Below are 13,786 nucleotides of genomic sequence, written 5' to 3'. Positions count from 1 at the left end.
GGCTGCCGAATTCAGCCCCTCCGGCGTTTGAGGAGCGGGGGTTCCGGGGGCTGGCCCCCGTAGCCGACGGCAGTCTTTCGGGAAGGGGCGGGGCGGGGAGAAAAAACGGGGCCCGGGGCGGAGCCCCGGAGTCTCGGGAGGCCTAGGCGTTCGGGCGGTCCTTCTTCGCCGCCGCCTCCGCCATGGCCTCCAACTGCGCCAGCATCGGCATCGGATCAACCCCCACCGTCCCCGGCAGAAAATCCGCCACCTTCTCCGGTGTCCAGGCTCCCTCCGCGTACCCTGCCCGCAGCTCCCGCGGCTGTGCCCACACCGCGATCTTCGGCCCGGCGATCGTGTACACCTGCCCGGTGATCTTCTCGGCGCGGGCCCGCTCGCTCAGCAGGTAGACGACGAGCGCCGCCACATCCTCCGGCTCCCCGATCTCCTTCAGCTCCATCGGCACGTTCGCCGACATCCGCGTACGCGCGACCGGGGCCACAGCATTCGCAGTCACCCCGTACTTGTTCAGGCCGAGCGCCGCGCTGCGTACGAGCGAGATGATCCCGCCCTTGGCCGCCGAGTAGTTGGCCTGCGCCACGGATCCCTGGTGGTTGCCGGAGGTGAAGCCGATCAGCGTGCCGGAGCCCTGCCGCCGCATCACCGCGGACGCGGCCCGGAACACCGTGAACGTGCCCTTCAGATGGGTGGCGACCACCGGGTCCCACTCCTCCTCGGACATGTTGAACAGCATCCGCTCGCGCAGGATCCCGGCGACGCACACGACGCCGTCGATCCGCCCGTACTCGGCGAGCGCGGTGTCCACGATGCGCTGGCCGCCGGCCATCGTCGAGATGTCGTCGGCCACGGCGACGGCCTCCCCGCCCGCGGCCACGATCTCCTTGACCACCGACTCGGCGACCTCGCTCGCGGGTTCACCGCCCTCGATCGAGACCCCGTAGTCGTTCACGACGACCTTCGCGCCCTCGGCGGCCGCGGCGAGCGCCACGGCCCTGCCGATGCCGCGCCCGGCCCCGGTGACGGCGACGACCTTGCCTGCCAAGAAGTTCCCCACGTCCGGCCCCTTCCCGCGGTTTCTGACGGACCGTTAGATTCTATGGGTCATCAGATACGGGAACACAAGCCCTCAGGAGGCCCCGGATGTCATCGCCTTCGTCACAGCCTTCGCCCGAGCCCGCCGCGCACCCCTCGTCGCTGCCGCCGGAGTTCCACGACATCGCCAAGCGCGTGAACAACTGGGGCCGTTGGGGCGCCGACGACGAGCTGGGCACCCTCAACCTGATCACCGACGAGGTCGTACGGGGCGCGACCGCCGAGGTCAGGACCGGGCAACGGATACCGCTCGCACTGCCGTTGAAGGAGGACGGCGTGCAGAGCGGGATGATCCAGGGGCGGATCAACCCGTTCCACACGATGGTGCAGATCAACCAGGAGCTGTTCGGTCCGGGCACGGTGGCCTGCAGCGACGACGCCGTCACGATGGGCCTGCAGTGCGCGACGCACTGGGACGCCCTGTCGCATGTCTCGCACTCGGGCCGCCTCTACAACGGCCGCCCCGCGCACACGATCACGGCCCACAACGGCGCGGAGTTCGGCGCGGCCGCCGCGATGCGGCACGTCGTCTCGCGCGGCGTCCTGCTGGACGTGGCCCGCGCCAAGGGCCTGGACCGCCTGCCCGGCGATCACGCGGTGACCCCTGAAGACCTGGAGGAGGCCGAGGAGTTCGCCGGCACGAAGGTCCGCTCCGGCGACATCGTGCTCGTACGGACCGGGCAGGTGCAGGTCTATCTGGCGGGCGACAAGCACGGGTACGGCTATCCGTCGCCGGGCCTGTCGATCCGTACGCCGGAGTGGTTCCACGCACGGGACGTGGCGGCGGTCGCCAACGACACGTTGACCTTCGAGATCTTCCCGCCGGAGATCGAGAACCTGTGGCTGCCGGTGCACGCCCTCGACCTGGTCGAGATGGGCATGCCGCAGGGGCAGAACTGGCAGCTCGAAGAGTTGTCCACAGCCTGTGCACAGGAGTCGCGGTACACGTTCCTGCTGACCGCGATGCCGGAGCCGTTCGTCGGCGCGACGGGCACACCGGTCGCCCCGGTGGCCGTCTTCTGAGCCGCCTTCTGAGCCGTCTCCCGAACCGCCCGGACAGGAACGGCCGAACGCGGACCATCCCGGCGGGTGTTGACGTCTCGTGTCCGTTTCCTCACCCTTGTGGCAGCGATCCGCCGCGAGGGGACGCCGAGAGCCCGGCGAGGGGCAGGTGCTCGGCGAGTGCGTGTCGTGTGCGTTGGCGGCGCGCGATGTCGCGCTCGGGGCGACATGGGCGCGCCGCCATCCCCCACGCCGTACAGCCGGGTACGGCCAATTCCCTTACACCGCAGGGCCGTTGACTCTGAGGGGCGCAGGAGGCTCAGGAGCACAGAGGCTCAGGAGCACAGAGGCTCAGAAAGCACAGGGGCTCAGGCGGGGAAGGGCACGATCTGCGCAGGACCCAGGTGGCGCACCGGCGCTGCGTCCACGGCGTCGTCCGCGGCCCTCGGCTCCGGCTCCGGCTCGTAGCGGTCGACCTCGCACCAGATGCGTTTGCCCCCGCCGTCCGACTGCCAGCCCCAGCGGTCCGCGAGGCCGTCCACGAGGGCCAGGCCGCGACCGTTGGTGTCCTCGCCCTCGGCCTGTCGGGGGCGCGGCGGGCGGGCGCAGGCGTCGATGACCTCCACGCGCACGGTGCCCGGGGCGGAGGCGGGCGTCGGCGGCAGGAGGAGACTGAGCACGGCCGGACAGCCCGTGTGCACCACGGCGTTGGTGACCAACTCCGAGATCAGCAGCACCAGCGTCTCCGCCAGCGGTTCGTCCGCCTCTATACCGGAACCGGCGAGCCGTGACCTCGCCCACCTACGGGCCCGCCCCACCTCCGCGGGGTCGGGGCGGACCTCCGTCTGAACTTGAAGCACCTGCACCGCTCACACCATCCGAATCCGGCGGGACCGCTGGGGCTCAGCCTCGTGCCGCGTCGGGGTCACGGAACGTGATCCCCGTACGAGACAGCATGGTTGACGTACAGTCACCCCAACAAGCGCTTCGGGCATATTCCAGCGCGAAGGAGTACGCGTGCGGCACACTGTGCGACGCGCGCCGCGGGGTGTCGAACAGGGGGGCGTGAGACGCCGCCATGCCCTGCGAGAGGCGGGCATCGCCGGTTCCGGAAGCGCCACTGGGGCCCCACCGGTATGGCTCGCCAAGAGAACCGCTCGCATCCCACGGAGCGTACCGGAGCGTCGACCCGACTCCGTGCCGTGACGAGTCACGCCTAGGACACAAGCCGATATCGACGCCCCACGGTCACTCTGTGCTGTTCTCACCGACCGTTCTTGGTAGTCAATCGATCACTTGCGGCAACGCCGCCATCAGCACAGTCGGCAACGCCGTCCAGCTCACAGGGCCGCCGCCCACTCCTCCTCCACCGCGCCTGCCGAAGGACCGAGTTCGGACCGCAGCCAGGCCCGCTTGAGGTGCAGATGCACATCGGCCTCCCAGGTGAAGCCCATACCGCCGTACACCTGCAGGCAGTCGCGCGCGCCGCGCACGGCCGCCTCGTCGGCGAGCAGCCCGGCCGCGCGGATCTCGGCGGGGTCGGCGGTGACGGCGGCCGCGTAGACGGCGGCGCGCGCCAGCTCGGTGCGGACGAGCATCTGCGCGCACAGGTGCTTCACGGCCTGGAACGCGCCGATCGGCTGCCCGAACTGGCTGCGCTCGCGGGCGTACGTCACGGCCGTCTCGCAGCTGCGGGCGGCGCTGCCGAGCTGTTCGGCGGCGGTGAGCAGGACGGCGACCGGGTCCTGCGCGGCGGGCGGCCGTGCGGGGGCGCGGTGCAGCGGGGTGAGCGGGTCGGCGGAGCGTACGGGCACGGCCCCCGCGGCGTCGCCCCGTACGACGTCGGCGGCGTCCAGCCAGGGCACGAGGCCGCTGCTGTCCACGGCGGTGACCACGGTGTCGCCGGTGGCGGCGCCCTCGACCGCGCCGGCCGCGAGGTGGGTGGCGACGAGCGGGCCCGGCAGCAGGGCGCGGCCCGCCTCCTCGAAGGCGAGGACGGCCTCGGGCAGCCCGAGGCCGACGCCGCCCTCGGACTCCGGGAGGCGCAGCGCGAAGAACCCGGCCGCGCCGAGCTCGCGCCACAGCTCCCGGTCGAGCACCGGCCCTTCGGGCCCGTCGGCGAGGTCCCGGAGCGCCTCGCGGTCGAAGCGTCCGGCGAGGAGTTCGCGTACGCCCTGCTGCAAGTCCCGCTGGTCCTCGGTGAGTTGGAAGTCCATGGCGGGCCTCACCGCCCCTTCGGCAGGCCGAGGATGCGCTCGGCGACGATGTTCTGCTGGATCTGCGAGGTGCCCGCGGCGATCGTGTACGAGAGGGAGGAGAGCCGGTCGAGCACCCACTCGTGGTCGAGGTCGAGCGCCCCCGCCCCGAGGACCTCGGCGGCCGTGTCGTACAGCTCCTGGCGGGCGTGCGAGTAGCGGAGCTTGAAGACGGAGCCGCCGGTGCCGGGGACGCCGCCGGTGCGCTGGGCCTCGGAGACGTTCCACTGGGTGAGCCGCCACAGGGCGTTGAACTCGACGTTCAGGCGGCCGAGTCGGCGGCGCAGGACCGGGTCGTCCCAGCGGCCGTTCTTGCGGGCCTCGGCGGCGAGCGCGCCGAGGGTGCGGCGGCAGGCGACGACCTCGCCGACGAAAGCGGTGCCGCGTTCGAAGGAGAGCGTGACCATGGTGACGCGCCAGCCGTCGTTCTCGTCGCCGACCCGGTTGCCGACGGGGACCCGCACCTCGTCGAGGAACATCTCGGCGAACTCGGTGGACCCGGCGAGGGTGCGCAGCGGCCGTACGGTGACGCCGGGTGCGTCCATGGGCAGGGCGAGCCAGCTGATGCCGCGGTGTTTCGGCACGTCCTCGCTGACGGGGGTGGTGCGGACGAGGAGTTCGCACCAGTCGGCGACCTCGGCGTGCGAGGTCCAGATCTTGGAGCCGGTGACGACGTAGTGGTCGCCGTCGCGCACCGCGCGGGTGCGCAGGGCCGCGAGGTCGGACCCGGCGTCCGGTTCGCTGAAGCCCTGGCACCAGGCCTCGTCGCCGCGCAGGATCGGCGGCAGCCAGCGGGCCCGCTGCTCGGCCGTGCCCTCGGCGGCGATCGTCGGCCCGGCGTGCAGCAGGCCGACGAAGTTCGCGCCGACGTACGGGGCCCCGGCCCGCTCGGTCTCCTCCAGGTAGATGAGGTGCTGGGTGGGGGTCGCGCCCCGGCCGCCCGCGTCGACGGGCCAGTGCAGGCCCGCGTACCCGGCGTCGTACAACCGCCGCTGCCAGCCCAGGTCGTAGGCGCGGCGGCCGGGCCAGTCGGTGGGGTCGGGGCGGGGCGGGAGCTGCGGGAGGACGTCCGCGAGCCAGGCGCGGAGCCCGGCCCGGAACTCCTCCTCTTCCTCCGTGTACGTCAGGTCCATGCCGCCGCCTACTTGTCGAGGTCCAGGCCGAGCATGCGGATGGCGTTGCCGCGCATGAGCTTGTAGATGGTCTCGTCGTCGAGGCCCTTGACGTGGTCGAGGGCGACCTCCTTGGTGTGCGGGAAGGTCGAGTCGACGTGCGGGTAGTCCGTCTCGAAGGTGGCGTTGTCCCGGCCGACGACGTCCAGGGACGCGACGCCGTGCTTGTCGCGGAAGAAGCAGCAGAAGATCTGCCGGTAGTAGTACGTGGACGGCGGCTCGGGGATCAGGTCCCGCACCCCGCCCCAGGCGCGGTGCTCCTCCCACACGTCGTCGGCGCGCTCCAGGGCGTACGGGATCCAGCCCATCTGCCCCTCGCTGTACGCGAGTTTGAGCGTCGGGAACTTCACCAGGACCCCGCTGAACAGGAAGTCCATCATCGAGGCCATGGCGTTGTTGAAGGAAAGGGAGGCCTGCACGGCGGGCGGCGCGTCCGGGGAGGCCGCCGGCATCTGGGAGCTGGACCCGATGTGCATGTTGACGACGGTCCCGGTCTCCTGGCAGATCGCGAAGAACGGGTCCCAGTACCCGGAGTGGATGGACGGCAGGCCGAGGTAGGTCGGGATCTCGGAGAAGGTGACCGCCCGCACGCCCCGCGCGGCGTTCCGCTTGATCTCGGCGACGGCCAGGTCGATGTCCCACAGCGGGATGATGCAGAGCGGGATGAGCCGGCCCCCGCTGTCCCCGCACCACTCCTCGACCATCCAGTCGTTGTACGCGCGCACGCAGGCCAGAGCCACTTCCTTGTCGTGCGCTTCGGCAAAGGTCTGCCCGCAGAACCGGGGGAAGGTCGGGAAGCAGAGGCTGGCCTCGACATGGTTGAGGTCCATGTCCGCGAGCCGGGCCTTCGGGTCCCAGCAGCCCTGCCGCATCTCGGCCCGGGTGATGCCCTCCAGGGTCATGTCGTCCCGGTCGAAGCCGACGGCGGCGATGTTCCGCTTGTACGGGAACTTCAGGTCCTCGTAGATCCACCAGTCGGTCGGCGGGCCCTCCGGGTCCATGGTGATGACGTACTTGCCGCCGGTGTACTCCAGTTCGCCGATCCCTGCGGTCAGCGGCTTGGGCCCGCGGTCGCGGTACTTCTGCGGCAGCCAGGTCTCGAAGAGGTGCGCCGGCTCGATGACGTGGTCGTCGACACTGATGATCCGAGGCAGTTCCATGGGGGTCCCCTCATCCGAAGCACCGGAAGGCCGTATCTGACGGTTCAATATCTGATGGGTCGTCAGAAAGAGGCTAGCCCCCGGACCTCTGGACCGACAAGGCGGTGACGCCTACGCTCTGCCTCGATCTGACAGATCGTCAGCTGGAGTGATGGGGAGGCCGGCATGCGGGAAACGGCACACGAACTGGGCGAGTCCCCGACCCTGTGGGAACTGATCCGGCGCCGCGCCGAACTCACCCCGGACCGCACGGTGTTGATCCAGGCGGAGGCGGACCCGGCCGACGACCGCACCCTGACCTTCAGCGAGCTGCGCGAGCGCGCGGAACGCGTCGCGGCCGGCCTTTACGAGCAGGGTGTGCGCCCCGGCACGGTCGTCGCCTGGCAACTGCCCACCCGCATCGAGACGGTGCTCCTCACGGCGGCCCTGGCCCGGCTCGGCGCGATCCAGTCCCCCGTCATCCCCTTCTACCGCGACAAGGAGGTCGGCTTCGCGCTGCGCGAGTCCAAGGCCGAGTTCTTCGCGACTCCCGGGGTGTGGCGCGGCCACGACCACACGGAGATGGCCCACCGCCTCGGCGCCCGCGGCGTCTTCGAGGCGTACGCGGACCTCCCCGAGGCGGACCCCGCCGTACTGCCCGCACCGCCCGCGAACGGCACGGACGTCCGCTGGATCTACTGGACCTCCGGCACGACCTCCGACCCCAAGGGCGTCCTGCACACCGACCGCTCACTGATCGCGGGCGGCTCCTGCCTGGCCCACGCGCTGCGCCTGACCTCGGCGGACGTGGGCTCGATGGCCTTCCCCTTCGCGCACATAGGCGGCCCGGACTACCTGGTCATGCTGCTCCTGTACGGCTTCCCCGCGGCGCTCTTCGAGAAGTTCGCGCTGCCGGACGCGCTCGACGGCTACCGCCGCCACGGGGTCACCACGGCGGGCGGCTCCACGGCCTTCTACTCCATGTTCCTCGCCGAACAGCGCAAGGACCCGTCCCGCAAGCTGATCCCGAGCCTGCGCCTCCTCGCGGGCGGCGGCGCCCCCAAGCCCCCGGAGCTCTACCACGCGGTCGTACGCGAGATGGGCTGCCGGCTCACCCACGGGTACGGCATGACGGAGGTCCCCATGATCACCATGGGCGCCCCGGACGACACCCCGGAGAACCTCGCCGGCACGGAGGGCCGCCCCCCGGCCACGATGGAGATCCGCATCACGGACGCCGAGGGCAAGCCGCTGCCCGCGGGGGTCGACGGGGAGGTGCGGCTGCGCGGCGAGGCGGTCTGCCAGGGCTACCTGGAGCCGTCCCAGTCGGCGGCGGCCTTCGACGCGGACGGCTTCCTGATCACGGGCGACCTGGGGCATGTGCGGGAGAGCGGCCATCTGGTCCTCACCGGACGGGCGAAGGACGTGATCATCCGCAAGGGCGAGAACATCTCGGCGAAGGAGATCGAGGACCTGCTGCACGCCCACCCCGCGGTGGGCGAGGCCGCGGTCATCGGCCTACCGGACCCGGAACGCGGCGAACGAGTCTGCGCGGTACTCGAACTCCCGCCGGGCGCACGTGCGTTGACCCTGCCCGAGGTCACGTCCTACCTGCGCGAGGCAGGCCTCTCCACCCACAAACTCCCGGAACAACTGGAGGTGCTGGAGGCCCTCCCCCGCAACGAGACCTTGCGCAAAGTACTCAAGTACAAGCTGCGCGAACGGTATGCGTGAGGGGCGCTTGCTCTTGCATGCTCGCCGGGGCTGCTGCCCGACCGCTCCCGTCCGTCTACCCGCCCCGCCGCGGCTCGGACAGACGCGGGCGCGGGCCCGGGGCCCGGCGAGGCGTCTTGCTTGCTCGCCGGGCGCGGGGCTCGTGACGTACGCGGAGGCGGCTCGGCCGGGGATGGCGCCGTGCGGCTCCCTGCTGCTCGCCCCGCAGGGGCTCAGGCGTCCGGGGCCGGGGTCGTGAAGTAGGCGGCGAAGGCGGTGAGGATCTCGTCCTCGGAGATCCGGCCGTCCCCGTCGGTGTCCAGGGCCGAGGCGGCCGCGGCGGCGGTCTGCGCCTCGGCGCCGAGGACCTTCAGGACGCGCTCGGCGGACTTCGGGGTGGCGCCCTTGCCGTCCTCGTCGGCGACGGCGATCGCGGCCTTCAGGAACGGCCGCGCGATCTCGGCGAACCGTTGCGGGCTGTCGCGCAGCCGCTTCACGGCCCCGGTCACGAACTCCTCGCGGGTCACCCGCTGGTCCCCGTCGACATCGGCGATCCCGGCCATGCCCTGCCAGAACGCCTCGGCCCCGGCGTACAGCGCCTGCCCCTTGTCGCACCGCGCGGTCGTCCCGAACTCGGCGAGGAGCGCCTTCGCGGCGCCGCTGAAGTCCTCGCGGTCGATGTAGCCGTTGCCGTCCTGGTCGAAGCTCGCGAATCGGGCGGCGATCTTGCGCTCGTACTCTGCGCTGTCCATCTCGGCCTCACTGATCACATGGGTGCGGTGCGTTCCACTGCGTTCACGACGGAGCGTACGACGCCGGACGCCCGCCGGGCCCCCAAAGTGTCAGCTTCACCTCGGCTTGTATCAAGACCGGTGAGATTCCGCGACCTGATCGGTGCCTCGGCGCTGAGACACTCCCGGACCCTGCTGACCATTTCTCCGGTGACCAGGTTCTCCTGGTACTCGCAGCGTGCGCAGGCCTGTAGCGATCCCTGATCGGTCGGGATCACGCCGAGAGCGGCGAGGCCTCCTCGTCGACCGCCGAGCCCAGGTCCGGGAAGACCTCGAAGAGGCGGCGGACGCCGAGTGCCGCGAGGACACGGTTGACGTGCGAGCCGTCCTCCGCGCCCTGCGCGGGCAGGATCAGCCGGAGCCGGCCGCGGCAGGAGCGGATGAGGCGGCGGGTGGCTATGAGCACGCCGACGCCGGACGAGTCGCAGAAGAGGACCTCGGAGAGGTCGAGGACGAGGCTGCGGCGGCCGTCGGCCACGGCGTCGTGGACGCGCTGGCGCACGATCGGCGACGTCACCAGGTCCATCTCACCGCTGACCTGGATGACGGCCCAGCCGCCCTGATCGCCATCGGTCACTTTGAGCGCCATCCGCCACGCCGCCTCTCGTTCCACTCGTACGCCGCGTACGGTTCCGGTTCCGGTTCACGACCTTCGGCCGCAGCCTTCGGCCATGACCTTCGGCCCATCATGACCGCATCAGCCACATCGGCCACATCGGCCACATCCGGAAGCCCGGCTTACGCTTCCCTGCTTCGCGGTTGCCCCGCCACTCCCCCGTAAAACACCTCACCTGAACAACAGGCCATCCTGCAGGCCTATCACATATGCACCGATTCGATCTACGTCGATCCGGTTCGCTCAACGCACTTCAACGGATTTCGACGTAACTCCCAGCGCAGCGTGACCGATTCACTACCATCCGCACCCGGTCCGTGCCTCGCGTTGCCGTAAACCGAGGTGCGTTGTCGGTGGCTGGCACTACATTCGATGGAGGGTTCGCGAAGGTACGGTCGTGCCACGGCAGGAGGGGGCCACATGGCGAAGGACGCACCGCCCCGCTGGGACCGCAAGATGCAGCAGCGGCTCGCACGCGGTGAGGCGGCCGCGCTCGGCGAGCTCTACGACAGGCTGGCCTCCCTCGTGCACAGCCTCGCCCACCGCGTGCTCGACGACGACGCGGCGGCGGACCGGGTCACCCGCGAGGTCTTCGCCCACGTCTGGGAGAACCCCGAGGAGTACGACCCGAAGAAGGGCTCCCTGCGCTCCTGGGTCGCAAGCCTCACGCACCGGTACGCGGTGTCGCGGCTGCGGCAGACCGAGACCGCGGCCCTCGCCGACGGCGGCCAGGGCACCACGGAGGACATGGAGCAGAAGGTCCGCCGAGCCTCCGTCGCCGCCCGCGCGGACTACATCGTGACGTCGATGCCCGCCCCGCTGCGCGCCGCCCTCGAGCTCGCCTACTTCCAGCGGCGGGACTACCGCCAGACCGCCGCCGACCTCGGCGTGACCGAGGACGAGGCCCGGCGCCGGCTGCGCCTCGGCCTCCAGCTCCTGTCCACGGCGAACGAACAGCGGCCGGCCGCCGCCCCTCCGCCCGGCTACGGGAGCGCACTGTGAACGCCGACCCCTTCGAGCCGGACGACGGCCACGAAGGCCACGAGGGTTGCGAAGGTCACGACCGACAGGACCGGCACGATCGACAGGACCGGCACGGCGAGAGCGACCCCTGCCACGGCCGCACGGACGAGGACGTCGCCACCGGCGGCGCCCTCGCCGAAGACGCCCCGGGGGCAGTGCCGGGCGTGCCGGGCGTGCCGGGCCAGGACACCGGCGAGCGCCCCGGTGAACGGCCCGCGCGCGGCGGTGGCCTGCGCATACCGCCACCGCGCAGCTCGATAGAGGACACCGGCCGCCCCCTGCCCGACCCGCCGCCGCTCCCCGCCGCGCCCGCTCCCACCCCGCCGCCCGTGCTCGAACACAAGGTCCTCAAGTCCCTGCTCGGCGCCTGGGCGCTCACCGCCTGCTCCGCCGAGGAGGCCGCCGCCGTCGAGCTGCACCTCGGCAGCTGCGGCGCCTGCGCGGACGAGGCGCTGCGGCTGCGCGACGCCGTCGGCCTGCTGCACCCCGAGGAGAGCCTCGACCTCGACCCGGGCCTGCGCTCCCGCGTCCTCACCAACTGCCTCGACCGCCGCCCGCCCCGCATACCGGTCCCCGACTGGGCCGCGCCCTACGACGCCGAGACCGCCCGGCTCGACGCCCTGCTCAAGGACTTCGGCAACGGCGAATGGCACGCCCCGGTCCGCCTCAAGTGGTACGAGGAGGACCGTCCCACGAGCCGTCGCACCACCGTCGCCGGAGTCATCGCGCACCTCCTCACGGTCGACGGCCTGGTCGCCACCACCCTCGGCCTGGAGGACCCGCTACCCGAGGCCGCCCGCGCCCTCCTCGTCGACAGCTCACCCACCGCCCGCACCGATGCGTACTGGAACGCGTCCCGGTTCCCGCCCACCCGCGCCATGCGGCTGCCGTGGCGGGAGCAGAGCCACACCATCATCAGAACCGTGTCCTTCGCGGGCGGCGGCTCCGCCGAACTGGCCGTGCCCTACGGCGAGTTCACGCTGCCCCTGCGGGACTCCATGCTCGACCGCGCCTTCGAATGCTGGCTGCACGCGGACGACATCGCGGACGCGGTCGACTACCCGTACAAACCGCCCGCGCCCCGCCACCTCAACCGGATGATCGACCTCGCCGCCCGCATGCTGCCCGGCGCGCTCGCCGAGCGGCGCAGGTCGGGCCTGGCCACGCCGGCGAAGGAGCTGGTCGCGGCCGGAACACCCGGGCGCAGCCTGCGCCTTGAGGTCGAGGGGCACGGCGGCGGCGAGTGGCTGATCCCGCTCGACTCACCGGGAGCGGTCGCCACCGCGGAGCACGAAGTGGCCCATGTCGCCCTGGACTGCGTGGAGTTCTGCCGCCTCGCCGCCGGACACGTACCGCCCGAGGACGCCGCGGCCGGGCAGGACGGCGACCGCGAGGCGATCCGGGACGTGCTGTCCGCGGCGGCCTCACTCAGCCGGATGTAGCCGCCGCACAAAGCCCTACGAAGCCGTACGAAGCCGTACGAAGCCGTACGAAAAGGCTTACGCGAAGACGACCGTGCGGCGGCCGTTGAGGAGGACGCGGCGCTCGCTGTGCCACTTCACGGCGCGGGCGAGCGCCTGGCACTCCACGTCCCGGCCGACGGCGACGAGCTGCTGCGGCGTGACCTCGTGGCCGACGCGCTCGACTTCCTGCTCGATGATCGGGCCCTCGTCGAGGTCGGCCGTCACATAGTGAGCGGTCGCGCCGATCAGCTTCACACCACGCGCATGCGCCTGGTGGTAGGGCTTGGCACCCTTGAAGCTCGGCAGGAACGAGTGGTGGATGTTGATGATCCGGCCGCTGAGCGCCTTGCACAGGTCGTCCGAAAGCACCTGCATGTAGCGGGCGAGGACGACCAGCTCGACGTTCTCCCTGCGGACCAGATCGAGCAGTTGCGCCTCGGCCTCGGCCTTGTTCTCCTTCGTCACCGGAATGTGGTGGAAGGGGATGTCGTACGAGCCCACGAGCTCGGCGAAGTCCGTGTGGTTCGAGACCACGGCGGCGATCTCCACGGGCAGGGCGCCGGTACGGGCCCGGAACAGCAGGTCGTTCAGGCAGTGCCCGAACTTGGAGACCATCAGGACGATGCGCATCTTCTCGTCGGCCCGGTGGATCTGCCAGTCCATGTGGAAGGAGTCGCCGACGGCGGCGAAGCTGGCGCGCAGCTTCTCGGCGCTCACGGCCTCGGCGGAGAAGTGCACCCGCATGAAGAACAGCCCGGTGTCGTGGTCGCCGAACTGCTGGCTGTCCTCGATGTTGCAGCCGGTCATGAACAGATAGCTGGACACGGCGTGCACGATGCCCTGCTTGTCGGGGCAGGACAGCGTGAGGACGTACTGGTCGGCGACGGGGGTGTCGGGCTGTGCGGTCATACCGCGAAGGCTACCTGCCCGCTGCTGGGCCGCACCCCGGTGCCGGGGGCCCTCCGGTCCGACGGTGACTAGGCCGACGTCGTGAGGATCCGCAGAACCTCAAGCGTGTGCGGCGGCACGTCCGGGTCCTCGCCGTCGCTCGTGGCCAACCGCACATGCGCGTCCCGCGCCGCCCGCACGGCCTCGTCCCAGCCGTGGTGGCCGAGGTAGGCGGAGACCGGGGCGTCGGGGCCGACCTGGTGCATGATCCGCAGCACCCGCAGCACGGCGACGTCCACGAGGGCCGCCTCCTGCGAGTCGCGGAAGATCGTCCCCACGTACTTCTCCGCGGACCAGTTGTCGAGCCACGTGTCCTCGACGAGGCGGTAGACCGCGTCCGTCACGTCCCCGTACCCGTCGACGCCCGCGAGCCAGACGGTCTGCTGGAACTCCGGGTCCGCGAGCATGTGCAGCGCCGAGCGCACGTTGCTGCGCCAGCGCCACCACGGCATGTCGTTCAGAGGCATGCCGCCCATGGTGGAGGAGCGGCGGCCGCGACGGGAAGACTTCTCCGAGCTTTGCACGGTCATCGATCGTACGTTCCCCGATCGCACGGCCTGACCGACCCCTGG

General features: G+C 71.3%; 13 protein-coding genes. 4 read left to right on the top strand and 9 right to left on the bottom strand.

Annotated features, from left to right (window positions below; translation table 11 throughout):
• Nucleotides 1–142 precede the first annotated feature (142 nt).
• Nucleotides 143–1,054 (bottom strand): SDR family oxidoreductase, encoded by a 912-nt coding sequence (locus QIS96_RS29305; RefSeq protein ID WP_282545807.1) that lies wholly within the window; start codon nucleotides 1,052–1,054, stop codon nucleotides 143–145.
• An 86-nt stretch (nucleotides 1,055–1,140) separates the two neighbouring features.
• On the opposite strand from QIS96_RS29305, the gene QIS96_RS29300 reads away from it, so the two are divergent.
• The gene (locus tag QIS96_RS29300; protein WP_282545806.1) at nucleotides 1,141–2,115 is read left to right on the top strand and encodes a cyclase family protein; all 975 of its coding nucleotides are present in this window, start codon (nucleotides 1,141–1,143) and stop codon (nucleotides 2,113–2,115) included.
• Nucleotides 2,116–2,462: 347 nt separating this feature from the next.
• Here QIS96_RS29300 and QIS96_RS29295 read toward each other — a convergent pair whose 3' ends face one another.
• From QIS96_RS29295 to QIS96_RS29280, 4 genes are all read right to left on the bottom strand, one after another.
• Complete coding sequence (locus QIS96_RS29295; RefSeq protein WP_282545805.1) at nucleotides 2,463–2,960, bottom strand: ATP-binding protein; 498 nt, start codon at nucleotides 2,958–2,960, stop codon at nucleotides 2,463–2,465.
• A gap of 474 nt (nucleotides 2,961–3,434) precedes the next feature.
• Complete coding sequence (locus tag QIS96_RS29290; RefSeq protein WP_282545804.1) at nucleotides 3,435–4,310, bottom strand: acyl-CoA dehydrogenase family protein; 876 nt, start codon at nucleotides 4,308–4,310, stop codon at nucleotides 3,435–3,437.
• A gap of 8 nt (nucleotides 4,311–4,318) precedes the next feature.
• Nucleotides 4,319–5,482 carry an acyl-CoA dehydrogenase gene (locus QIS96_RS29285; protein ID WP_282545803.1) on the bottom strand — a complete coding sequence of 388 codons (1,164 nt, stop codon included), beginning with the start codon at nucleotides 5,480–5,482 and terminating at the stop codon, nucleotides 4,319–4,321.
• A gap of 8 nt (nucleotides 5,483–5,490) precedes the next feature.
• Nucleotides 5,491–6,681: an amidohydrolase family protein gene (locus QIS96_RS29280; RefSeq protein ID WP_282545802.1), complete on the bottom strand. Its 1,191-nt coding sequence runs from the start codon at nucleotides 6,679–6,681 to the stop codon at nucleotides 5,491–5,493.
• A 165-nt stretch (nucleotides 6,682–6,846) separates the two neighbouring features.
• Between QIS96_RS29280 and QIS96_RS29275 the strand changes: the two genes are divergently transcribed.
• Nucleotides 6,847–8,394 (top strand): class I adenylate-forming enzyme family protein, encoded by a 1,548-nt coding sequence (locus QIS96_RS29275; RefSeq protein WP_282545801.1) that lies wholly within the window; start codon nucleotides 6,847–6,849, stop codon nucleotides 8,392–8,394.
• A gap of 212 nt (nucleotides 8,395–8,606) precedes the next feature.
• Here QIS96_RS29275 and QIS96_RS29270 read toward each other — a convergent pair whose 3' ends face one another.
• Together QIS96_RS29270 and QIS96_RS29265 are read right to left on the bottom strand one after the other, a co-directional pair.
• Nucleotides 8,607–9,125, bottom strand: a complete 519-nt coding sequence (locus tag QIS96_RS29270; protein WP_282545800.1) for an EF-hand domain-containing protein — start codon at nucleotides 9,123–9,125, stop codon at nucleotides 8,607–8,609.
• 253 nt (nucleotides 9,126–9,378) lie between these two features.
• Nucleotides 9,379–9,753 carry an STAS domain-containing protein gene (locus tag QIS96_RS29265; RefSeq protein ID WP_282545799.1) on the bottom strand — a complete coding sequence of 125 codons (375 nt, stop codon included), beginning with the start codon at nucleotides 9,751–9,753 and terminating at the stop codon, nucleotides 9,379–9,381.
• A gap of 447 nt (nucleotides 9,754–10,200) precedes the next feature.
• Between QIS96_RS29265 and QIS96_RS29260 the strand changes: the two genes are divergently transcribed.
• Together QIS96_RS29260 and QIS96_RS29255 are read left to right on the top strand one after the other, a co-directional pair.
• Entirely contained in the window at nucleotides 10,201–10,782 is a 582-nt protein-coding gene (locus QIS96_RS29260) for a sigma-70 family RNA polymerase sigma factor (RefSeq protein ID WP_282545798.1), read from the top strand.
• Nucleotides 10,779–12,245 (top strand): zf-HC2 domain-containing protein, encoded by a 1,467-nt coding sequence (locus tag QIS96_RS29255; RefSeq protein ID WP_408907279.1) that lies wholly within the window; start codon nucleotides 10,779–10,781, stop codon nucleotides 12,243–12,245. Before QIS96_RS29260 ends, QIS96_RS29255 begins: the two co-directional genes overlap by 4 nt.
• Nucleotides 12,246–12,302: 57 nt before the next feature.
• Here QIS96_RS29255 and purU read toward each other — a convergent pair whose 3' ends face one another.
• Both purU and QIS96_RS29245 read right to left on the bottom strand, forming a co-directional pair.
• Nucleotides 12,303–13,175 (bottom strand): formyltetrahydrofolate deformylase, encoded by an 873-nt coding sequence (purU, locus tag QIS96_RS29250; RefSeq protein ID WP_282545797.1) that lies wholly within the window; start codon nucleotides 13,173–13,175, stop codon nucleotides 12,303–12,305.
• Between the two features lie 68 nt (nucleotides 13,176–13,243).
• On the bottom strand, nucleotides 13,244–13,744 hold the full coding sequence (locus QIS96_RS29245; protein WP_282545796.1) for an SCO4402 family protein: 501 nt from the start codon (nucleotides 13,742–13,744) through the stop codon (nucleotides 13,244–13,246).
• Nucleotides 13,745–13,786 lie beyond the last annotated feature (42 nt).

Origin of the sequence: Streptomyces cavernicola, from assembly GCF_029968035.1 — a bacterium.
GTDB lineage: Bacteria > Actinomycetota > Actinomycetes > Streptomycetales > Streptomycetaceae > Streptomyces > Streptomyces cavernicola.
Note: the sequence above shows the minus strand (reverse complement) of the source record. Positions and strands in the feature narration are given on the sequence as shown.